22 protein-coding genes are annotated in these 21336 nt (G+C 66.3%); 11 read left to right on the top strand and 11 right to left on the bottom strand.

The features are described from left to right. Positions 1 to 76 precede the first annotated feature (76 nt). Positions 77 to 1264 carry a glycoside hydrolase family 5 protein gene (locus RSO01_RS27575; RefSeq protein WP_170303396.1) on the bottom strand — a complete coding sequence of 396 codons (1188 nt, stop codon included), beginning with the start codon at positions 1262 to 1264 and terminating at the stop codon, positions 77 to 79. 254 nt (positions 1265 to 1518) lie between these two features. Between RSO01_RS27575 and RSO01_RS27580 the strand changes: the two genes are divergently transcribed. After that, on the top strand, positions 1519 to 2709 hold the full coding sequence (locus RSO01_RS27580) for a GntT/GntP/DsdX family permease (protein ID WP_170303397.1): 1191 nt from the start codon (positions 1519 to 1521) through the stop codon (positions 2707 to 2709). Here the strand turns inward: RSO01_RS27580 and RSO01_RS27585 are convergent. After that, the gene (locus tag RSO01_RS27585) at positions 2704 to 3732 is read right to left on the bottom strand and encodes an ATP-dependent DNA ligase (RefSeq protein ID WP_281291518.1); all 1029 of its coding nucleotides are present in this window, start codon (positions 3730 to 3732) and stop codon (positions 2704 to 2706) included. The genes RSO01_RS27580 and RSO01_RS27585 overlap by 6 nt on opposite strands. Positions 3733 to 3819: 87 nt before the next feature. Here RSO01_RS27585 and RSO01_RS27590 point away from each other — a divergent pair, with 87 nt between their 5' ends. Beyond that, positions 3820 to 4029 (top strand): hypothetical protein, encoded by a 210-nt coding sequence (locus tag RSO01_RS27590; protein WP_147153535.1) that lies wholly within the window; start codon positions 3820 to 3822, stop codon positions 4027 to 4029. Positions 4030 to 4034: 5 nt separating this feature from the next. On the opposite strand, the gene RSO01_RS27595 is transcribed toward RSO01_RS27590, so the two are convergent. Continuing rightward, positions 4035 to 5012 carry a Bug family tripartite tricarboxylate transporter substrate binding protein gene (locus RSO01_RS27595; RefSeq protein ID WP_246158861.1) on the bottom strand — a complete coding sequence of 326 codons (978 nt, stop codon included), beginning with the start codon at positions 5010 to 5012 and terminating at the stop codon, positions 4035 to 4037. 137 nt (positions 5013 to 5149) lie between these two features. Between RSO01_RS27595 and RSO01_RS27600 the strand changes: the two genes are divergently transcribed. After that, positions 5150 to 6517, top strand: coding sequence for an MFS transporter (locus tag RSO01_RS27600; RefSeq protein ID WP_246158863.1), 1368 nt, complete (start codon positions 5150 to 5152; stop codon positions 6515 to 6517). Between the two features lie 171 nt (positions 6518 to 6688). Next, positions 6689 to 7897: an MFS transporter gene (locus RSO01_RS27605; RefSeq protein ID WP_147153537.1), complete on the top strand. Its 1209-nt coding sequence runs from the start codon at positions 6689 to 6691 to the stop codon at positions 7895 to 7897. Here the strand turns inward: RSO01_RS27605 and RSO01_RS27610 are convergent. Together RSO01_RS27610 and RSO01_RS27615 are read right to left on the bottom strand one after the other, a co-directional pair. After that, positions 7894 to 8307 carry a hypothetical protein gene (locus RSO01_RS27610; protein WP_147153539.1) on the bottom strand — a complete coding sequence of 138 codons (414 nt, stop codon included), beginning with the start codon at positions 8305 to 8307 and terminating at the stop codon, positions 7894 to 7896. The two genes, RSO01_RS27605 and RSO01_RS27610, sit on opposite strands and share 4 nt — an antisense overlap. A gap of 73 nt (positions 8308 to 8380) precedes the next feature. Next, positions 8381 to 9115, bottom strand: coding sequence for a peptidoglycan-binding domain-containing protein (locus tag RSO01_RS27615; RefSeq protein ID WP_147153541.1), 735 nt, complete (start codon positions 9113 to 9115; stop codon positions 8381 to 8383). 182 nt (positions 9116 to 9297) lie between these two features. On the opposite strand from RSO01_RS27615, the gene RSO01_RS27620 reads away from it, so the two are divergent. Next, positions 9298 to 9624 carry a hypothetical protein gene (locus tag RSO01_RS27620; RefSeq protein WP_147153543.1) on the top strand — a complete coding sequence of 109 codons (327 nt, stop codon included), beginning with the start codon at positions 9298 to 9300 and terminating at the stop codon, positions 9622 to 9624. A gap of 37 nt (positions 9625 to 9661) precedes the next feature. After that, entirely contained in the window at positions 9662 to 10120 is a 459-nt protein-coding gene (locus RSO01_RS27625) for a PRC-barrel domain-containing protein (protein ID WP_147153545.1), read from the top strand. Positions 10121 to 10174: 54 nt separating this feature from the next. Here the strand turns inward: RSO01_RS27625 and RSO01_RS27630 are convergent, their stop codons facing one another. Next, a complete protein-coding gene (locus tag RSO01_RS27630; protein WP_218037475.1) occupies positions 10175 to 11062 on the bottom strand; it encodes an isocitrate lyase/PEP mutase family protein in 888 nt (295 codons plus the stop codon). 271 nt (positions 11063 to 11333) lie between these two features. On the opposite strand from RSO01_RS27630, the gene RSO01_RS27635 reads away from it, so the two are divergent. The 3 genes from RSO01_RS27635 (at position 11334) to RSO01_RS27645 (ending at position 13708) form a co-directional block, all read left to right on the top strand. Beyond that, a complete protein-coding gene (locus RSO01_RS27635) occupies positions 11334 to 11777 on the top strand; it encodes a hypothetical protein (RefSeq protein WP_170303398.1) in 444 nt (147 codons plus the stop codon). A 78-nt stretch (positions 11778 to 11855) separates the two neighbouring features. Then, positions 11856 to 12812 (top strand): ABC transporter permease, encoded by a 957-nt coding sequence (locus RSO01_RS27640; RefSeq protein WP_147153549.1) that lies wholly within the window; start codon positions 11856 to 11858, stop codon positions 12810 to 12812. Continuing rightward, positions 12809 to 13708 (top strand): ABC transporter permease, encoded by a 900-nt coding sequence (locus RSO01_RS27645; protein ID WP_147153552.1) that lies wholly within the window; start codon positions 12809 to 12811, stop codon positions 13706 to 13708. The genes RSO01_RS27640 and RSO01_RS27645 overlap by 4 nt, the downstream gene beginning before the upstream one ends. 126 nt (positions 13709 to 13834) lie before the next feature. Here RSO01_RS27645 and RSO01_RS27650 read toward each other — a convergent pair whose 3' ends face one another. Beyond that, positions 13835 to 14836: an ABC transporter ATP-binding protein gene (locus RSO01_RS27650; RefSeq protein WP_147153554.1), complete on the bottom strand. Its 1002-nt coding sequence runs from the start codon at positions 14834 to 14836 to the stop codon at positions 13835 to 13837. After that, positions 14833 to 15885: an ABC transporter ATP-binding protein gene (locus RSO01_RS27655; RefSeq protein WP_147153630.1), complete on the bottom strand. Its 1053-nt coding sequence runs from the start codon at positions 15883 to 15885 to the stop codon at positions 14833 to 14835. Before RSO01_RS27655 ends, RSO01_RS27650 begins: the two co-directional genes overlap by 4 nt. A gap of 155 nt (positions 15886 to 16040) precedes the next feature. On the opposite strand from RSO01_RS27655, the gene RSO01_RS27660 reads away from it, so the two are divergent. Both RSO01_RS27660 and RSO01_RS27665 read left to right on the top strand, forming a co-directional pair. Continuing rightward, a complete protein-coding gene (locus tag RSO01_RS27660; RefSeq protein ID WP_170303399.1) occupies positions 16041 to 17729 on the top strand; it encodes an ABC transporter substrate-binding protein in 1689 nt (562 codons plus the stop codon). 24 nt (positions 17730 to 17753) lie between these two features. After that, complete coding sequence (locus tag RSO01_RS27665) at positions 17754 to 18269, top strand: glutathione S-transferase family protein (RefSeq protein ID WP_147153558.1); 516 nt, start codon at positions 17754 to 17756, stop codon at positions 18267 to 18269. 213 nt (positions 18270 to 18482) lie between these two features. On the opposite strand, the gene RSO01_RS27670 is transcribed toward RSO01_RS27665, so the two are convergent. The 3 genes from RSO01_RS27670 to RSO01_RS27680 form a co-directional block, all read right to left on the bottom strand. Continuing rightward, complete coding sequence (locus tag RSO01_RS27670) at positions 18483 to 19652, bottom strand: DUF3987 domain-containing protein (RefSeq protein ID WP_170303400.1); 1170 nt, start codon at positions 19650 to 19652, stop codon at positions 18483 to 18485. A gap of 744 nt (positions 19653 to 20396) precedes the next feature. Continuing rightward, positions 20397 to 20693 (bottom strand): hypothetical protein, encoded by a 297-nt coding sequence (locus RSO01_RS27675; protein WP_147153562.1) that lies wholly within the window; start codon positions 20691 to 20693, stop codon positions 20397 to 20399. Continuing rightward, positions 20690 to 21277 carry a TetR/AcrR family transcriptional regulator gene (locus RSO01_RS27680; protein WP_147153564.1) on the bottom strand — a complete coding sequence of 196 codons (588 nt, stop codon included), beginning with the start codon at positions 21275 to 21277 and terminating at the stop codon, positions 20690 to 20692. Before RSO01_RS27680 ends, RSO01_RS27675 begins: the two co-directional genes overlap by 4 nt. Positions 21278 to 21336: the final 59 nt, after the last annotated feature.

Raw genomic sequence — 21336 nt, forward strand, 5'->3', positions numbered from 1 at the left:
GAGCGCGCAGGATGCGCGCGGTCCGGAAGACGAAGACGATGAGCGGGCCTGGAGGCCCGCGGTCCGGCAAGAAGGGTCAGGGGGCGCCCTTCAATCCCAGCGACTCCAGATAGCTCCACCGCACCATGCCGTTCCTGAAGCGGATGCCGTCGAGATACTCGGCAATCGCGCGGTCGATCAGCGTCGCGTCGGGCTTGGTCGTGCGCTTGCCGTCGGCGAAGGCCACGATCTCGTTCCAGCCGTCGGGGCGCGGGATGGAGACGACGGTCGAGGGCGTGTCGAGGTTCTTGTAGGTCCAGAACGACCAGCCGATGCCGTGCGTCTCATGCAGCTTGCGGAAGCGCGCGTTCCATTCGTCGGTGAGCTCGCCGGTCTCGCCCAGGAACAACGGCACGTCGTAGCGCGCCGAGAAGTTCAGGTGCCGCTGAATGGAGTCGCGCTTCGTGCTCGCCCAGAACGAGTGATACGTGTAGGCGAGGTTGTCGGCGAAGGGTGTGCCGAACATGTCGAAGCTCGAGCTCCACTGCCCGGCGGCCAGGATCACGACGCGGCCGGGATCGACCTCGCGGATCGCTGCCGTTACTTCCTTGTAGAAAGGTTCCAGTCGCGGATTGAGCGTCGCCACATCATGATAAGGCGCGATCGGCTCGTTCAGGATGTCGTAGCCCAGGATCGCCGGATTGCCGGCATAGCGCTTGGCGATCGCCCGCCACAGCTTCACCGTCAGAAGCCGGTCGCGTGACACATAGAACATCAAGGGATAACCCGGCCCGTCATCGTGGTTGATGCCGGTCTGGCCGCCGGGCGCGGCGTGCAGGTCGACGATGGCGAGAAGGCCGGCGTCGCGCACCCAGCCCAGCACGCGGTCGAGCAGGAACCAGCCCTCGCCCGTGATCTCGCCGTCGGCGTTCATGAACAGCCGATAGTGCAGCGGGATGCGCACGGTGTTGAAGCCGACCGACTTGATGAAGGCGATGTCGTCCTGCGTGATGTAGGTGTCGCGGAACCTCCGCCAGAACGCCTGGGCGCGCTCGGGCCCCAGCAGGCGGTCGAAGGCGCCGTAGATCTGGCGCGGCGATTTCGCCACCTCGAACTTGAACATGTAGCCCTCGGGCATCAGCCAGTTGCCGAGGCTGATGCCCTTGATCAGCAGCGTGCCGCCGTCGGGCGCGATGAAGTTCTTGCCTTCGATGCGCACGATGGTGTCGGCGCGCGATGCGGTGGCGAGACCGAAGAATAGCAGCAGAGCGAGAAGGAGGCGCACGGTGCGACTATAGCCCACAGACACCCTCTCATGTCTCCCGCTCATGTCCTCCCCCGTCATACGGGGGAGGATACAGGAGGGGGCAGGCCAACGAACTCAGTGCGGCCACTTTCAGATCATGATCTCATCTTCGAGAGATTATCGCTGAGGCTTTCCCCCTCCCTACCCTCCCCCGTATGACGGGGGAGGAGATGAGAAAGCGGTGGGTTGCTCCGGGTGACAATGCGTCGAAGCACGCTAATGTCTCGCCCGCAATGCTCCTCGCCTCTCTTCTCCTGCCGCTCGCCGTCATCTCGATCGTGTTGCTGGTCCAGCGCCTGCATCTTCCTGCCTTCCTCGCCATCATGGCGACGGTCGTGGTCTACGGCATCGCGGCGGACATGACCTTCATGTCGGTCGGCAAGGCGTTCGGGCTGGGCTTCACGGCGGCCATCGAGCAGGTCGGACTGCTGGTGGTCGCGGGCGCGCTGGTCGCGAGCCTGGTGCTGCGCGAGCCGCTCGGCACCGGCACGTCGGCTGCCGCCGGCGCGCTGGCAGGCCTCGGCGCCTCGGCAGCCGGCGGCTTGGCGCTGTTGCAGCCGGCTGGCCAGGACGCGCCGCGCCGCGCACTCGGCCTCGCCCTCACGCTGCTCGCCTTCGCCGCCCTGGCGACGCCCTCGCCGCTCGCCGTCGCCGCGGCGTCGGTGATGAAGATCCCGCCGCGCAGCCTGGCCGTGGTCGGCCTGCCGCTTGCCGTGATCGCGGCGTTGCTGGGCTGGTGGTTCGTCTCGCGCCAGGTGCCGGCGAGCAAGACGCCGGGCCGCGGCAGCTGGGCGTGGCTCGCCGTCGCCATTCCGATCGCGCTCTTGATCCTGCAGGCGGTGGCGCAGATGCCGAGCGAGCCGCTGGGCAAGGGCGGCGCGCGCGAATTCTACATCGGCATCTCCAAGCCGCTGATGCTGGCGGCCATCGCCATCACGGTCGGCGTGCTGTTCGCCGGCCGCTGGCAACCGTCGGCGCTGGCCGGCCGCGGCTGGGCGCCGCTGCTGCTGGCCGTCGGCGCCGCCGGCGGCTTGAGCCGCGTGTTCGACGAGACCGGCATGGCCGAGCTTCTGGCCGAGTACGCCCTCCATCCGCGCTACGGCATCCTCACGCCGTTCCTCGCCGCAGCCATCGTCAAGACCATGCAAGGCAATTCGCTCACCGCCATCCTCACCGCCTCGGGCATGGTCGAGCCGATGCTGCCTGCGCTCGGCCTCGACAGCACCATGGGCCGCACGCTGGCCGCCGCCGCAGTCGGCGCGGGCTCGATGGCGATCTGCCACCTCAACGATCCGTTCTTCTGGATCGCCGCCAGCATGGCGCGGCTGTCGCCGGGCCGCGCGCTCTACGTGATCTCGCTGGGCAGCGTGGTAATGGCCGTCGGTGCGCTGGTCGTGCTGGCGGCGCTGCGCCAGTTCCTATAGCCGCATCTCGCGGATCAATCGCGACGGCCGCGCCTCACGCTGCAACTGATCCATGGTGCATTGCCGCGGCAGCTTATCGGGCCGCCAGCGCACGAAGCGCGTGCCGTGGCGGAAGCGCTGCCCCGTCACGTGATCGTATTGCACCTCGACGACCAGCCGGGGCTTGAGAGGCTCCCATTGCCCGCTGCGTTCGGTCGACCAACGGCTGGGGCCGCCCGGCGCGTCACCGGTGAAGCCCGGCCCGCCGCGCAGCTTGTCGAGCTTGCGCGTCAGCGCCGGACGTTCGGCATCGGAGATCGCCGAAGTGAAGCCGACATGATCGAGCAGGCCCTGGTCGTCATAGAGACCGAGCAGCAGCGAGCCGACCATCTTGCTTGCCGTGGCGTAGCGGAAGCCACCGACGACGCAGTCAGCTGAGCGCAGGCACTTGATCTTGAGCATTGCCCGCTCGCCTGCGCGATAAGGCTCGTCGAGTCGCTTGGCGACGACGCCGTCAAGCGCACCGCCGCCGGCCCGCGCCAGCCAGCGCGACGCCTCGGCGCGCCGCGTGGTCGCGGGCGACAGACGCAGATGCGGCGCATCGGCGAGGCGCGTGAACAGCTTCTCCAGCGCCGCGCGCCGTTCGATCAACGGTCGTCCGGCGACGTCGGCGTCGGGCGTGCGCAACACGTCGAACACGATCAGAAGCGCCGGCGTCTCGGCGGAGAGCTTGGCGATGCGGCTTGCCGCCGGATGCAGGCGCATCTGCAACGCATCGAATGACAGCGCCTTGCCGACCGGGATGACGAGCTCGCCGTCGAGGGTGAAACGCCGTACTGGCAGGTCGGCGAGGCCGGCAACGACCTCGGGAAAGTAGCGAGCCAAGCTCTTGCCCGACCGGCCCATCAACTCGACCTTGGCACCGTCACGGCTCGCCAGGCAGCGAAAGCCGTCCCATTTCGGCTCGAACTGCCAGCCTTTGTCGCTCGGCAGCTCATCGACCTGCTGCGCTTCCATCGTTGTCCGCGGGACGGCCTTTGCCATTACGTAGCAACGACAAAACTGCATCGCCGTTGCGGCAACCCACACGCCGCCCGGGGCGTTCGTTGCGGAGTTGCCAAGGAGGTCGCCATGCGAGGCTCGACCATCGATCAAGTGCGCCACGACATCGATCACGCCCATGCCGACGAGAAGACCGCCGAGCAGATCGACGCCGCCGAGAAGGCGGCGGGACTGCGCTCCATGTTCCAACCGGACGCAGAGCCCGACCACGGGCTGTGGTTCGCCGTGGGTGCGGGCATTTCCGTCGCGGCCATAGCCCTGGCCGTCGCCGTGACCTGAAGCGATCAATCGAGCTTCACACCCGACGGCTTGACCACCGGCGCCCAGAGCTTGCGGTCTTCGGCGAGAAAAGCGTCGAACCCGACGCGACCGGGCGGTGGCATGTCGAGGCCGAGATCGTCGGCCCAGCGCTTCTGGATCTCCGGCTGCTTCATGGCCTCGGCGATGGCGGCTTCGAGCTTGGCCAGGATCGGCTCGGGCGTACCGGCCGGCGCGCCGACGCCGTACCATGACGTGGCGACATAGCCCGGCAGCGTCTCGGCGATCGCCGGGATATCGGGTGCCGCTTTCGAGCGCTCGGCCGACGTGACGCCCAGCCCCTTCAGCTTGCCGCCGCGCACCTGCGGCAGCATCGACGGCATGTTGGCGAACATCATCTGCACCGTGCCGGCGACCAGGTCGTTGTAGGCGGGTCCGGCGCCCTTGTAGGGCACATGGATGATGTCGACGCCGGCCATGGTCTTGAACAGCTCGCCGCTGAGATGCAGCGACGTGCCGGGCCCCGACGAGGCGAAGGAATACTTGCCCGGCTCCTTCTTGCAGAGCGCGATCAGCTCGGCGACGGAGTTGACCGGCAGCGACTGCGGCACGCCCAAAAGGTTCGACAGCACGGCGACGCGCGAGATGCCGACGATGTCCTTGTCAGCGTCGTAAGGCAGCTTGCTGTAGAGCATCGGGTTCAGCGTGTGGCTGGCGACGGTTATCAGCCCGATCGTGTAGCCGTCGGGCGTGGCGCGCGCGAGCTCGGCCGTGCCGATGTTGCCGCCTGCCCCGCCCTTGTTGTCGACCACGAACTGCTGGCCGAAGGTGCGCCCGAGCTGGTCGCAGATCAGGCGGCTCACCGTGTCGGTGCCGCCGCCCGGTGCAAAGGGCACGATGAAGCGCACCGTCTTGGCCGGCCATTGCGCCTGTGCCTCGGCGGTGAGCCCGCGCATCACCAAGGGCGCGGCAAGTGAGGAGGCAAGCAGGCTGCGTCTCAGCATCACGTTTCCTCAATATGTTTCTTCTAATAATGCCATGACATGACCGAGCTGCCGCGCACCGTCCAGGGCTACATCGACCAAACGCCCAATTGGCCCGACGGCACGCCCACCGGTTTCATTCCGATGACCGCCATGCAGTGGCGGATCTGGCTGCTCGCCTCGGCCGGCAAGGTTTTCGAAGGGCTGGTCGTGTTCATAACCGCGTCGCCCTGCCGCTGCTCGTCAAGGAATTCGGGCTCTCGCCTGCCGAAAAGGGCATCGTCAGCGCGGCCCCGCTGGCCGGCATCATGGTCGGCGCGATCGCGTTGGGCGGCCTCGCCGACATCTACGGCCGCCGCTACATGTTCGTGGTCGAGATGGTGGTGTTCGTCCTGTTCCTGATCGGACTCACCTGGAGCCCGACCTATCTCTGGATGGTTGTGTTCCTGTTCGGCGTCGGACTGGCGCTGGGCTGCGACTATCCGACGGCCCACTTGGTGATCTCCGAGAGCATCGCCAGCAAGGACCGTGGGCGGCTGGTGCTGAGCGCCTTCGCCTTCCAGGCGATCGGCGCGCTGGTCGGCACTGTCATGGGCTTCGCCATTCTGTCGAATTTCCCGGAGATCGGGGCATGGCGCTGGATGTATGCCACCGCCATCGTGCCGGCCATCGTGGTCGTGATGGGCCGCGTCAGGATCAGCGACAGCGGTCACTGGCTGATGACCCAGGGCCGCAAGGCCGAGGCCGAAGCCGAGGTCGCGCGCCTGCTCGAGCGCGAGCCGCCGTATCCGAAGCAAGTGCGCCTGACCGATCTCCCGGCCGACGAGCAAGCTGCGATGGCGCGCGTGCGCCGCAATGGCGGCTGGCGTGAGCTCTTCGTATTGCCTGCGCGGCGCGCCACCATCCTCGCCTCGGTGCCGTGGTTCCTGCAGGATCTCGGCACCTATGGCATCGGCATCTTCACGCCCACCATCCTGGTCAAGGCGATTGGGCACGAGGACATCGTCCCGCACAATGTCAGCGCCCTGATCGCGTGCGACATCCTGGCCGCCAAGGGCGCGGCGCTGCTCGACGTGCTGCTGATCGTCGGCATCCTGGCGGCCGTCCTGCTGTCTGATCGGGTCGGCCGCATCCGCCTGCAGATCGTGGGCTTCATCGGCTGCGCGGCGGGGCTGGGGCTGGCGACCCTGTCGCTGCATACGGCGGAACCGATGCGCACCGTGCTGCTGTTCGCGGGCTTCATGCTGTTCAACTTCATGACCAACGTCGGGCCCAACGCGCAGACCTATCTGCTGGCCGGCGAAGTGTTTCCGACCGAGATCCGCGGCAAGGGTGCGGGCTTTGCCGCCGCCTTCGCCAAGGTCGGCGCCGTCCTGACGGCGTTCCTGTTCCCGGTGCTGCTGGCCGACATCGGCGTCAACCTGCTGCTCGGTGTCCTGATCGCAAGCTCACTGCTCGGCGCCTGGGTGACCTGGCAGTTCCGCATCGAGACGATGGGCGTCAGTTTGGAGGAGATCGGACGCTGATACACCTCCTCCCCCGTCATACAAACCCGTCATACGGGGGAGGGTAGGGAGGGGGCGAGCCACAGGCGCGGTGCCCGACAATTTCAGATCACGATCTCCATATTTCGCAGATCCTCTTTGTAGCTTTCCCCCTCCCTACCCTCCCCCGTATGACGGGGGAGGAAAAAGAAAATGAACGGCCCGATCGGGGAACTGCTCAAGACACCGGACTTCCTGCGGCTGTGGCTGGTGGGTGCGTTCGCCAACGCCATGCGCTGGCTGGAGCTGCTAGCCTCCGGCCTGTTCGCCTATGAGGTGACGGGATCGGCGATGGCGGCGACCGCCGTCGTCGCGGCGCGCCAGCTGCCACAGCTCCTGTTCGGCGCTTTCGCCGGCGCGGTCTCCGAAGCGGTCAATCGCAAGACCATCGTCATGCTGGCGCTCATCGTGCCGGCCGTGGTCTCGACCGTGCTGGCTACGCTCGCCACCACCGGCCAGCTCTCGCTTTGGCATGTGGCGCTCGGCAACTTGCTGTCGGGCACGATGTGGGCGACCGAGATGTCGACGCGGCGGCGCATGGTGGGCGAGGTCGCGGGTCCGCATCGCATCGTGCCGGCAATCGCGCTCGATTCTGCGACCAATGCCGCCACCCGCATGGTCGGCCCGCTGCTGGGCGGCATCGTCTTCGGATGGCTCGGCATGAAGGGCGCCTATACCTTCACCGCCCTGGTTCAGTTCGCCGGCGCCTTCGCGCTGGCGGGCCTTGTCCATCCGCAGCTGACGCGCCGCCTCGACCTCGCGCGCATTCCCGCCGAGATCGCCGAGGGCTTGGCCTACGCCTGGACCAAGCCCACCATCCTGCTGGTGTGGGGCATCACCGTCGTCACCAATGCGTTCGCCTTCGCCTATTCGGGCCTGGTGGCGCCGCTCGGCATCAGCGCCTTCCACGTCTCGCCGGCGCTGGTCGGGCTGCTGGCGGCAGCCGAGCCGATCGGTGCGCTTGCGGGCGGCGCGCTGATCGCGGCCGGCGTCGTGCGCATGGACCGGCGGCTCGCCTTCGCCGGCGGCGCGGCGCTGTTCATGGTGGCATTGATCGTGATGGCGTTGTCGCCATCCTATTGGCTGGCCTTCGCCGTGCTGGTGCTGGGCGGCTTCGGCACCGCAGGCTTCGGCAACATGCAGACCACGCTGATGCTGACCGAGGCGCCGCCGGACATGCGCTCGCGCCTGATGGGCATCGTTACGGTGGGCATCGGCACCGGGCCGCTCGGCGTGCTGGCGGCCGGTGCGATCGCCACCGAATTCGGTCCGCGCACCGCCGTGCTGGTGATGGCGACGATGGGCTTGCTGTTCACCGCGGCGCTGACGATATGGTTGCGTCGCCGCTCGTCCGTGCGCTAGTTCGCATCGTCGTTGTAGTGAACCGATCGCATGAATCGCAGGATGGTCGCATCGCCCTCGAGCTCAGGCGGGAAAATCGCGACCACGCGATAGGTCCGGCGGCCGACGACATGGGACCGCACCTGCACCATGCGCTCGCTGTCCCACATCCGGCTGACGGGCATCGGCAGGACCTGCATCGCCTCGCCGTGGTCGACCACCTCGAAGCGCAGCGCCAGTTCCGGCGTCTCGTGGACGTAGGCGAAAGTGACGGTGCCGTCGGGCGCGACCTGCGACGGCGGCAAATCGAACGGCACGGGCATCTCGAGCCAGAATCGACCTTCGGCGTCCGCTACCGTCAGCCAAGCCTGTGCCTGTGCCGCATGGACGCCCGCGATCAATCCAAGCAGCACGACTACGACCGAACGCATCTCCCCGCCCCCGCTGGTCGAGCGAGGTTAGGAAGCCGCCGGCCGTCGTGCAGTGATCTTTCCGTGACCTGAGCTACTGGCTGGCCTGAGTTTCCGAACGCAACCTCAGTAGCGTTTCCTGGGTCGCCTCCGGCGTGGCGAGGCTGCGCGCCTGGGCGTAGCGGCGCAGCGCCGCCTGGGTCTGCGGCCCCACGACGCCGTCGATCGGACCGGCCGTGAAACCGGCCGCACCCAACTTGCCCTGCAGTTCCTTGACCTCGTCCTTCGTCAATGGCCGCGACGGAGCAGCGGCGACGGCTGCCGGCGCCGCCGCCGGCGCAGCTTGTGTCGTCACGGCCGGCGCAGGCCCGGGTGCCGGCGTCGGCTTGGCTTCGGCCACTTCCGGTCGCGCCGGCGGCGGCAGTTCGACCGGAGCAGCCACCTGAGGCGTCTCCGGCTTGACCTCGACGACCGGCTTTGCCGTGACGTTCTGCGAGGGCTCGAAGTAGAGGAACCAGACGACGGCGTAGCCGGCGACGGCCAAGGGCACGATCGACAGCGCGCGCCGCAACGCGGACGTGCCCAGCAGCGAGCTCAGCCACGAGGCGCGCGGGGTATCCCATTCATCGACATCGTCGCGCACGGGTATGTCGTCGCGAAGGGACGGCGCGAAATCGGGTGCCAGCCGTTGGCGATGCTCGAACATGCGCGAGACGGCATCGGCGAACTCGTTGCGCTCGGCCGGACGCGGCCCGCCTGGCGCGGGACCCGCCATGTGCGGCGTCGCCGGACGACGGAACGGCGGCGGTGGCGGAGACTGGGGCGGCATTCCGACGATCCGATGCTGGCGCGTTGTCGGGGTGGAGCCCTCTCTAACGCCTTGCCATTCGGGACGGTGTGACCAGCCTGCGACCAGGGAACCTTCGAAAATACAGGGCCAAATAGGGCGAAGGTTGCATGCAACGTGGGCGAACGCCGGCTTGTTGAATCGTCAAACGGCGGAGGTTTGCCATGAAACGTGCAGTCCTTTTCGTATTCGCTTTCGCCACCGCCCTGCCGCTGGCGCTTTGCGTGCCTGTCCTGAAGGCCCAGGGTCCGATCCAGGGGCCAGCGCAGGCGATCGATGCGTCGAAGATGCCGGAGTCGGGTCCGGCGATGGTCGGCGGCACGGGTTCCACGATCGGTCCGAACTCCAAGAATCAGGCCGTCATGCCGATGCCGGGTCTGCGACAGGACGAGGAGCTGAGCGAGCTGCCGCGCGACGCCACGCTGCCGCTGCCTGAGGTGCGGCCGATGCCGAGCCCGCGGCGGGCAACGAGTACACCGAGCTCCCGTTAGCCCGGTATCGAGTCATCATTAAGTAGGAGTAATACCCATGCTCAAGCACATCGTGCTCGCGGCGTTGCTGACGTGCGGCGCAGCCGCCGCCTATGCGCAGCCGCAACAGGCGACGAGTCCACCCGCGTCGGCGACGGCCCCGGCTGACAGGACGATGGGCCCGGCGGCCACCGCCGACACCCGCAAGCTGATCGGCCGCAACATCAAGAACGCCGACGGCGAGTCGATCGGCGAGATCAAGTCGATCTATCTCACCAAGGACGGCAAGGTCGACAGCGTGATGGTGAGCGTCGGCGGTTTCCTGGGTGTCGGCGACCGCGAGGTGCGCATTGCCTGGTCCGACCTGAAGATCGCCGACAACGGCGAGAAGGTCACGGTCAACATGACCAAGGACCAGCTCAAGGCCAAGCCCGAGTACAGATACAGGAACGAAACCTGGCGTGGCCAGGTCTTCACCGATACCGGCCCGTGGATGGCGCGACCGGCGAGTCAATGACCGGCCGAGCGTGACAGGAGAACGGGCACCCCAGCGGGGTGCCCGTCTTCTTTTTCAGCCCGTGATGAACGGCTTGGCCTTGGTGTCGTAGTCGCTGTAACCGAGGATGGTGCGCAGTTCCGGCGGCGGCAGCGCGCTCTTGGCCTCCGATTCGCCCGCCTTGAGAGCGGCCAGGCCGGCCTTCATGCCAGCAGTCGCGGGCGACAGCAGTCCAGTCGGGAAGGTGCCGATCTTGAAGCCGAGCGCTTCGGCCTGCTTTTGCGAAGGCGTCGCGCGCGGCGCGCCGGGCGACAGCACCACGAATGACGGGCGGCCCTTGGCGGCGGCGATGGCGCGGCCGATCTCGGCGTCGTCGGCCGGCGAGTCCAGGAACAGGATGTCGGCGCCTTCTTCGACATACATCTCGATGCGCGCCACGGCCTCGTCGATGCCTTGCGTGGGACGGCAGTCGGTGCGTGCCAGAACCAGAATGCCGGAGTCCCTGGCTGCCTCGACGGCGGCGCGGATCTTCATGCGCGCCTCGGCTCGCGGCAGGCAGGGCTTGCCGGCGGCGGTGAGCGCGCGCGGCGTGATCTTGTCCTCGATCAGCACGGCGGCGGCGCCGGCGCGGCCGTAGGCGCTGACCGTGCGCTGGACGTTCATGGCATTGCCGTAGCCGTGGTCGCCGTCGGCCAGCACCAGCAGGTCGGGTGCCGCGCCATGAACCATCTGGAAGGAATCGAACATCTCACCGAACGACAGCAGGTCGAGATCGGGACCGCCGAGCCGGCTCGCCGCCACGCAGGAACCCGAGAGAAAGGCCGTCTTGAAACCGGCCTCGGCGGTGAGCTTGGCGGAAAGCCCGTCATAGACCGCCGGCATGACGACCAGGCCGGGCTCGGTCAGCAGGGCGCGCAGGCGCTGCGGCGCGGTCAGGGTGGGTTTGGCGGTCGGCGCGTTCATGACATCTCCTCCGAAGCAGTTCTCGGCGGACGATAACAGACCACCGGCCTGCCGTCGCAACAGCGATGCCGCGCGGATCATTGTTTCGCAGGAGGACAATGATGCCCGACCGCCCACCGCGCCATCCGCGATTCAGTGCGATTGCAAGGAGAGCGGCACCGAAAGTTGCGGCGCGACGGTCGACGGCCCGGACCGATGGGTTTAGGCTTACCGGACTCTGCGTTTGAAAGGGGAGTTCATGCGCAGCCCGGTTCGGTCCATCATTTGCGCGATGGCGTTCGCCTGCGTTGGCGCCTGCGTGTCCGACGCTGGCCAGCATATTGCCCACAATCCGGTCTCGCTCGTGCCGCCCTACAGCGAGTTGCCGCCGGCGCCGGCAGGCATGTCGATCGAGGCCGGCACCAAGGTGACGCTCGATGCCCGCCAGCAGGAAGCCGTGGTGGCGGGCGTCAGCAAATGGATGAAGACCCCGGCCTCGACCCGGTTCGGCATCATGAACGGCGCGCGCAACAGCCGCGGCACGATCACGGTGTGCGGCGAGGTCGATGGCCGCAACGGCAACGGCGCCTATGTCGGCATGAAGCCCTATGTCGGCGTGATGATGGGCACGCCGGCCGCACCTGAGTTCGTCGTGGTCGGCATCGCCGCCTCCGAGCGCGAGCGCGCCGAGGTGGTGTCGCTCTGCCGTGAAAGCGGCGTCAGCGCGTCGTCATAGGAGTCGCCTCAGGCCCCGAACCGGCCCTATGATGCCTCCAACAACAGGCCACTAAGGCCGATGACATAGGGAGGCGCCGTGTACAGTTACATCGCGCGCAGGTTTGCGTTCGGCGCGCTTACCGTGGTCGGCGTATCGATCATGGTCTTCGTGGTGATGCGTATCCTGCCCGGGGATCCACTGGTCGCGATCTTCGGACCGGAGGGTATGACGAAGCTCACCGAGGAGCAGCGCGCCAGCTACATGCGCGAGCTGGGGCTGAGCGATCCGTTGTGGGTGCAGTATCTGCGCTGGGTGAAGGACATCATCCAGGGCAATTTCGGCCAATCGTTCTTCCGCTCCGAGAGCGTCGCCGACATGATCCTTCGCCGTGGGCCGCTGACGGCCGAGATCGCCCTGATCTCCGTCGTGCTCTCCTGGCTGGTCGGGATTCCCGTCGCCATCATCAGCGCGCTCAAGCCCAACACAGTGGCCGACAGCGTGGCGCGCTTCGTCAGCATCCTGTTCATCGCCGTGCCCGGCTTCTGGGTCGGCATGCTGATCGTGCTCGCGCTGCTGTTCTGGTTCGGCTATCGCGCGCCGATGGCCGGTGTCGGCTTTTTCACCGACCCGATAGGCAACCTGCAGCTCGTCATCGGGCCCGCCATCGTGCTGGGGCTGGGCCAGGCCGCCTATATCGCCCGCATGGGTCGCTCGAGCCTGCTGGAAGTGATCCGCGAGGACTACGTGCGCACCGCGCGAGCCAAAGGGTTGAACAACCGCTGGGTGATCGCGCTGCACGCGCTGCCCAACGCGCTGCTGCCGGTGATCACCCTGTCCGGCGTCCTGCTCGGCCTGGTGCTGGCAGGCTCGATCCCGGTCGAACGTGCCTTCGGCACGCCCGGCCTCGGCTATTCGATGTTCCAAGCGGTGAGCGAGCGCGACGTCTTCGTCATGCAGAACCTGGTGTTCATTTATTCGGTGGTGTTCGTGATGCTGAATATCGTCGTCGATGTGGCGATCGCGCTCCTCGATCCTAGGATTCGCCTGCGATGACCACGACTGTCACCGGCGCCGCCGTACCCGCCCCGCCCTCGCGCCTGCGCACGATCGCACGCAGCATCCGCACCCTGGTCCGCCGCGCGCCGCTTTCGGCCTTCTGGGGCGTCATCGCCGCCCTGATCGTCACCATGGCGATCGCCGCGCCGGTCATCGCGCCCTATCCGCCGCTGAAGTCGGACTTCCGCGCCATGCAGAAGCCGCCGAGCGAGGCGCACTGGTTCGGCACCGACCAGATCGGCCGCGATACGCTGAGCCGTGTCATGTACGGCGCGCAGAGCTCGCTCACCGTGGCGCTGGGCGCGGTGGTGTTCGGCACGACGGTCGGCGCCCTGTGGGGCCTGGCCTGCGGCTATTTCGGTGGACGCTTCGACATGGCGAGTCAGCGTGTCATCGAGTTCCTGCAATCCTTTCCCGACCTGATCCTGGCGATGGCCATCGCCATGGCGCTGGGCGGCGGCATGCTGACGGTGATCGTGGCCATTGCCATCACCCGAATACCCTTCGGCGGACGCGTCATCCGCTCGGTCGTGCTGTCGCTCAAGGAGATGCAGTATGTCGAGGCGGCTCGCGGCATCGGCGCCTCGCACGCGCGCATGATGTTCCGCCACATCCTGCCGCAGTGCGTGGCGCCCTACCTGATCCTCGCGACGACCCATCTCGGCGTCGCCATCATCATCGAGGCCTCGCTCGGCTTCCTTGGTGTCGGCATCCCGCCGCCCACGCCGACCTGGGGCAACATGCTGGCCGATTCGCTGAACTCCGGCCTGGTGCCGCCCTGGTGGCTGGTGGTGTTCCCGGGCGTGGCGATCACCATCACGGTGCTGGCGTTCAACCTGTTGGGCGACGGGATTCGCGACCTGCTGGATCCGAGGTTGAGAGGGTCAGTTTAACTCCCGTCATCCCGACCGGAGCCGAGCGCAGCGAGGCGAAGTGGAGGGACCTCTTTTCGTCGCCTGTCGACAAAAATAGGTCCCTCGGCTGCGCCGCCCTTCGGGCGGCTTCGCTCGGGATGACGGCTAGGCCGCAGCGCCCAACGGGACCTTCACCCCGCCGTCGTGCAGGTGGCACGACGCGAAGTGGCCCGGTATCACCTCGCGCAAGGCCGGCACGTCGGTCTTGCAGCGCGGCATGGCGTAGGGGCAGCGGGCGTGGAAGTGGCAGCCCGGCGGCGGGTTGATCGGGCTCGGCACGTCGCCGGTCAGGATCACGCGTTTGCGGCCGCGCGCGCTCGACTTGGGGATCGGCACGGCCGAGAGCAGCGCCTCGGTGTAGGGATGCAGCGGCATCTCGAACAGCGAGCGCTTGTCGGTCATCTCGACGATGCGGCCGAGATACATCACCGCCACGCGGTGGCTGATGTGCTCGACAACGGCGAGGTCGTGGGCGACGAACAGGTAGGAGAGCTGGAACTCGTCCTGCAGCTCCATCAGCAGGTTGATGATCTGCGCCTGGATCGAGACGTCGAGCGCCGACACCGGCTCGTCGCCGACGATCAGCTCGGGATTGAGCGCCAGCGCGCGGGCGATGCCGATCCTCTGGCGCTGGCCGCCGGAGAATTCGTGCGGATAGGAGTTCGCCGCCTCCGGCCTGAGCCCGGCGCGCTCGAACAGGCCGGCAACGCGCTCGCGGCGCTCGGCCGGCGTACCGATATTGTGCACGATCAGCGGCTCGCCCACGATCTCGCCCGCCGTCATGCGCGGGTTCAGCGAGGCGTAGGGATCCTGGTAGATCATCTGCATGCGCCGCCGGTACGGCAGCATGGCCTGGGCACCGAGCCCGGTGATGTCCTCGCCGCCGACCTTGATGGTGCCGTCGGTCGGCTCGAGCAGCTTCAGGAGCGTGCGGCCGACCGTCGACTTGCCGCAGCCACTCTCGCCCACAAGTCCCAGCGTCTCGCCACGACCGATCGAGAACGACACGCCGTCGACGGCATAGACCTGACCCGACACCTTCGAGAACACGCCCTTGTGGATCGGGAAGTGCTTCTTCAGGCCTTCGACTTCGAGCAGCGCGGTCATGCGGCACCTACGGCGACACCGCCGAGCACCCGATCGGCATGCCAGCAGGCGATCCAATGGCCGGGCCTCTGCTCTTCCAGCGGCGGCTTGTGGTTGCGGCAGTGGTCGCTCGCCAGCCCGCAGCGCGGCGCGAAGCTGCAGCCCTGCGGGAGGTTGAACAGCGACGGCACCATGCCCTTGATCTCGTTCAGCTTGGCGCGCTTGGTGTCGGTGCGGGCGGCGGTGTCGAGATGGGGGATCGAGCCCAGCAGGCCCTTGGTGTAGGGATGCCCCGGATTGTCGAACAGCTCGGCGGCATTGGCTTCCTCGACCTTGCGGCCGGCATACATCACCACCACGCGGTCGGCGTTCTCGGCCACCACGCCCATGTCGTGGGTGATCAGGATGATGGCGGTGCCGTACTTGTCCTGCAGCGCGCGCATCAGGTCGAGGATCTGCGCCTGGATGGTGACGTCGAGCGCGGTGGTCGGCTCATCGGCGATCAGCACCTTGGGATTGCACGACAGCGCCATGGCGATCATGACGCGCTGGCGCATGCCGCCCGAGAGCTGGTGCGGATAGGCGTGCGCCCGCCGCTCGGGCTCGGGGATGGAGACGCTGCGCAGCATCTCCACCGCGCGGTCCCAGGAGTCGCGCTTGCTCAGACCCTGGTGCAGTGCAACAGCCTCGGCGATCTGCTTGCCGCACGTGTAGAGCGGGTTGAGCGAGGTCATCGGCTCCTGGAAGATCATCGAGATGTCGTTGCCGCGAATGCGCTCCATCTCGGGCTCGCTGAACTCCAGCAAGTTGCGGCCCTCGAAGCGGATGGCGCCGCCGACGATGCGGCCCGGCGGGTTGGCGACCAGGCGCAGGATCGACAGCGCCGACACGCTCTTGCCGCAGCCCGATTCGCCGACAACCCCCAGTGTTTCACCGCTTTTCAGGGCGTAAGACACCCCGTCGACAGCGCGAACCACACCCACCGGGGTGAAGAAATGCGTCTGGAGATCCTCGATCTGCAGGACTGTTTGTGCGGACTCTATGGGCGACTCTGGGGCGGTGCCGTTCATAACCCGCGGCGCCGGCTGGCGAGGATTCACGCGAGACTCCCTGAATTTTATCGTGTTAGCCTTGGTCCATACGGGGAATGGACAAAGCCATCTGAGCACATCGTGCTCAGTCTGCAAAAGGCCAAATGGCCGTAAGGCTTATGGGAGGAAACAAAATGAGTGAGTCGAAGTCCAAGCGTAGGGGCGTAAACCGTCGTGAGTTCGTCATGGGCGGCACAGCGGCTGCCGTCGCGCTCTATGGCACGCCGTGGCCTGCCCTGGCGCAGGGTGTGCCGCTCGAGTACGACGGCTCGAAGTTCCAGTTGGCGGCGCCGGAACCCAACCCGAAGTCGGGTGGCGTGCTGAAGTACGGCATCACCATGCGTCCGCCGCACTTCGACTTCCACCAGTCGGGCACCATCAACAGCCTGGGCAGCCAGGGCTGCATGTTCGACAACCTGGTGCGGCGCGATCCGCGCGATTCGGGCAAGACCATCATCCCCGACCTGGCGCACAGCTGGGAGATCTCCAAGGACGGCAAGACCTATACGTTCCACCTGCGCAAAGGCGTGCAGTTCCATGACGGCGCCGAGCTCACCTCCGAGGACGTCAAGGCGACGTTCGACCGGATCGCCAAGCCGCCGCAGGGCATCAGCATCCCGCGCAGCACGCTGTTCGCCGCGGTCGAGGAGATCACCGCTCCCGACAAGAACGTCGTGGTGTTCAAGCTCTCGGCACCGCGGCCGCCCGACTTCATCATGGGCGCGATCGCCAGCGGCTGGAACGGCATCGTCCGCAAGAAGACGCTGGAGGACAACCAGTACAACCTGCGTCGCGTCGTCGACATTCCCGGTACCGGCCCGTTCAAGAGCAAGCGCCGCGTCGAGAACGAAGTCTGGGTGATGGAGAAGAACCCGAACTACTGGAACAAGGGCCTGCCCTATCTCGACGGTATCGAATTCTATCACGCCCTGCCGTTCTCGCCCGAGCTCGGCTCCGCCATACTGTCGGGCCGCGTCGACTATGCGCGAATCCTCGATCCGGTGACCGCCCGCAAAGCGCAGGCGACCCAGGGCATGACCAGCCTCAACTTCTACCAGAGCGTCATCCAGGCCACCTGGATGAACAACAAGAAGAAGCCGATGGACGATCCGCGGGTGCGCCGCGCCTTCCACCTCGCGCTCGACAAGCCCGTGCTGGTCGACGTGGTGAAGGACATCGCGCCGATGATGGTCGGCGGCTTCATCTATCCGTTCTCGAGTGTCGCCACGCCCATCGCCGAGCTCAACAAGCGGCTGGGCTACCAGGCCGATCAGAGCGCCTCGGTCAAGGAGGCCCAGGCCCTGATGAAGGCGGCGGGCTACGAGAAGGGCATCCAGGGCCTCGACTTCCTGGTGCGCGAAGTCGCCTCGTTCAAGGTGTGGGCCCAGGCCATCCAGGCCATGCTGCAGCAGAACCTCAACGTGCAGTCCAACATCCGCACCGCCGTCGAATCCGTGTGGTTCGACGACGTGAACACCGGCAAGTTCGACCTGGCGATCGGCGCCATCGTGTCGACCCTGCTCGACCCCAGTGACTACTTCAACGCCTGGTACAAGAAGGGCGGACCGCAGAACTACTCGCAGTGGGACAATCCCAAGTTCGCCGCGCTGCTGCCGCAGATCGACACCGAGGTCGATCCCAAGAAGCGGCTCGAGTACATCCGCCAGGCCGAGATGATCATGGAGGAGGATCCGCCGCTGCTCCCGGTGTCCTGGGAGAAGATCAACGACGCCTGGTTCAACTACGTGAAGGGCCACAATCCGAAGGAGTATTTCGGCATCTACGACGTGGTGCGCTTCGACACGTTCTGGCTGGACAAGTAGCCGGCCGAGCGCCATCACCGGGGGATGCTGACCTTCTACTTCGCCCCCGGTTCGAGCTCGATGGCGGTTCACATTGCCTTGCACGAAACGGGCGCGCCTTTCGAGGCGCGCCCGATGTCTTTTGCGACCAAGGACATGCAGAAGCCGGAATTCCTGGCGATCAATCCCAACGGCAAGGTGCCGACGCTGCTGGTCGACGGCCGTGTCCTGACCGAGGTCGCGGGCTGCCTGTTCTACCTGGCGCGGGCCTATCCCAAGGCCGACCTGCTGCCGGCCGACGATCCGGAGGCCGAAGCGCAGGTCGTCTCGTGGATGTCCTTCATCGCCTCGGCCATCCATCCGGCGCGCACGGCCGGCATGGAACGAGCACGCGAGATCTGGCAGATCGCCGACAAGCGGTTGGGCGCGAATGAATGGGCGGTCGGCGGCAGCTATTCGATCGCCGACATACACTTGTTCCGCCTCTACTGGCGCATCCGCGACGCGCTCGAGCCCAAGGCGGGCGGTTTCGCCAACGTCGAGGCGCACTACAGCGCGTGATGGCGCGGCCGGCGGTCAAGAAGACCATCGAGATCGAGGAGAAGGTCGGCTACTCGCTGCCGCGTTGAGCCAGGAAGGGCGAGCATCGACTGCGGTCCATTCGAGGTTTGCGCAGTTCCCGCAGTTTGCGACTTGAGAACCATGGATGTGCTCGATGCGCATTTCATGGGAGCTTTTGAGGTTTCCGCAGTTCCCGCAGTTTGCGCTGGCGCCCTAAGCCTGGGCCGCCGTGAGAAGCGGATTGACCTGCCAGCGCAGCGCGGGCCGGCCACCTTGCGGGCGGGAGTTCGCCGCCAGCCGGCGCAGCACGCCGCCCTCCACGAGACGCGCCAAGACGCGATCGGCTTCTCGGGCGTCGACCGTCTGGCCGAGCGCCGTGCGCCGCACGTCTTCTCGCGACAAGCTGGCGCGGTCGTCGGCGCGCAGCCAACGCACGACCCGCCGGGCCCGACATTCCAGGTCCGTTGGCAGGGCGCGCTGCAGGAAGGCGCGGGCGTGCGGCCGGTAGTAGTCGGACCACAGCGACACGGCGTGCTCCATCGATTCAAGGCCGATGCGACGCGGCGGCTCGTCCGAGTTCGCGGCCGACCACCGCAGCAACGAGAAGGTGCCGGCGAGACACGCCACCGCGCCGCGCCCTTTTCCCAGCCATGCCGCCTCGGGTTCTTCGGCTTGTCGGATCTCGCGATCGAGCCGCGCCAGGAAGACATCGAAGGCCTCCGCACCCGATCGATCCACGGACAGAACATGGGGTTTGCTGGAAGTGTCGATCGCCTGCAGCAGCCGCCGCAGCAGAATTAACACCGCCTCATTGCGCAGTGGCTTGCGATCGGCGAGCGGCCGAAAGGGCGACGGATTTGGCCAAGCATAGAGGAAGCGCGCAGCCAGGCCATCTCCGCCGCGCGGCAAGCTCTGGACCAGGCAATCGGGCTCCATCGAGCCCAGGATGCTCACTGCGTAGGGGTCGAGGTCGCGGACACTGCGTCCACCGCCGAGCGGCGCCAAACAGCCTGCAGCCCCGTCGCGCCATAGCAGCATGCCGCGCGGGTTCCTGGCTAGCGTTGCAGCCATCTTTTCAAACCTGGCCTCGCGCAGGACGATCTGTCGCTTCGGCTCACCGCCGTCATCGCTCGGCTCTCTTTCGAGCATGGCCAACAAGCGACGAACCGACAAAAGCGCCGGCGTCTTGCCTGTCGAGGCCGCGCCGACCACAGCCAGCCGCAGCAGCAAGGGCTCCGACCAGCCTGGCGCGATGGACAGAAAGACGCGAGGACCACATACGCCGACGATCGCCGCCAGCACCGCCTGCGCCACATAGTCGACGGGCGCGTCGGCACACCGCGCCGCATCGCTCGACCAGTCGCGCCAAGGCGGCGGCAGCAACTCGAGGGGAAAGGCCGGGACACAGACGCGACGATCGTCGAGAAGATCGCCCTCGATCTCCGACCAACCGGAAAAGCGTGAGAAATGAGGCGCACCGGCATCCTCGGTGCCCGACGATCGTGCGGCGACAGCACTGACAGCAGAAGCATCGGCAGACGCCTCGCTCAGCCCTTTGGTTCGGTGGTCCATGCCTGACATCGCTCCGGGATATCCATGTTACCGTCGAGAACATAAAAGAACGAACAAAGAACGTCAAGCACCCAAGTTATTAGAACTTCTGTCACGGTTTCTGCAGCACCAGAACGATTGCGGGTGGCAGCGAGGTCCGGCGGAAATAGGATTCTTGGCAATGCATCCGCAGAGACGCGTTGCCCTTTTGCCCGGGGTGCCCCTAACGCTTATGCGACGCACCCTTCTGGTGCTGCACATGCACCGGCCAACGAAGCCTGGCCTCCAAGCTCGCTCACTTCGCGCTGAACTGGCCCGGACCACACGTCGCGAACAGCTCCTCTCTCTAATCCGTCCCTACGAGTGGCGATGATGCCGCCTTTCGCGACGAGCCAAATGCCCGCGTCGCGGTCACCAACATTGAAAAATGTTCTCACCAGCTCCGGAGGCCTTTGAGGGACCACTTGCAACGCGAGCGGCAAACTCCAGCTGACGAGGCGTAAGCGTTGGAAAGACCGGTGACTTCCGATCTTCAATCAGCATGTCAACGGCTCCTGCACAATCTCAGTTCAACGGTCATGCCTTGCCTTTGATTTCGAGATCCTCCAGCCGCACCTTGGCGAGTCGCTCTTTGACGCGGCTCACGATCGCATCGAGTGCTCTCTCGTCACTCCCAAGTTGGAAGCACCCAAGGACAACACCGACCAGCACGCTTTCGCAGAGAAACATGATATCGGAGACTGTTCCGCCGGCTGCGACTTGCTCGTGCACGATCATCGAAACGATCCGCTTTGCCAGACGGTTGTGCAGTTCCACCGCTGTTTCGTCGTCTCGAAGCGACGATTTATCTCGCGCTTTCTTGTCGATTTTCATGGGCACACCTCTGGAGGTGTAGTTTTCGCCTTGGATGCTTCGTCGGGTTTCGAGATTTCCACTGGCTTCGCGAGACTAGCGGTCGCTTGATCGAATGCGTCGATTGAGCCCAGTGCGCGAGCAAGCACCATTCCGCCTTCCAGGGTCGCCATCACTTGCAACGCCCTGGCCTTCGTTTCAGGGCCACCACCCATCCGCGCGGAAAGATCTTCAATGCAGCGGCGGAAGAAGGTCCGTGTCGCTTTCGCGACTTCTGGCGGGAGGCCGCCGGCCTCGGCGCCTAGGACACCGCACAGACACATCCGGCCATCGCGGTCGAGCGCCGTCCGGAACGCAGACCGGTACATTGCGACCGCGTCCTCTGCGGTCTCGTTTGGCTGATGGACGACTGCGGCTAGAAATCGGTCTGCATATCGGCTGGCGACAGCTGCAGCCATCGTTGCCTTGGTCGGAAAATGATGGTGTACGCTCGCGCTCTTTATGCCGATCTCGGCTGCGAGCTCTCGGAAGCTAAAGCCGCCGTATCCCGCGTTGCGGATATGGCTCTCCGCCAAATCCATTAGGCGCTCCGCAGTCTCGTTCACGGCTTCGCACTCCTCTGTCTATCGATAGATAGCCGTTGACAGAGGAGATATCCAGCGTT

It is taken from the genome of Reyranella soli (genome assembly GCF_007992495.1).
GTDB lineage: Bacteria > Pseudomonadota > Alphaproteobacteria > Reyranellales > Reyranellaceae > Reyranella > Reyranella soli.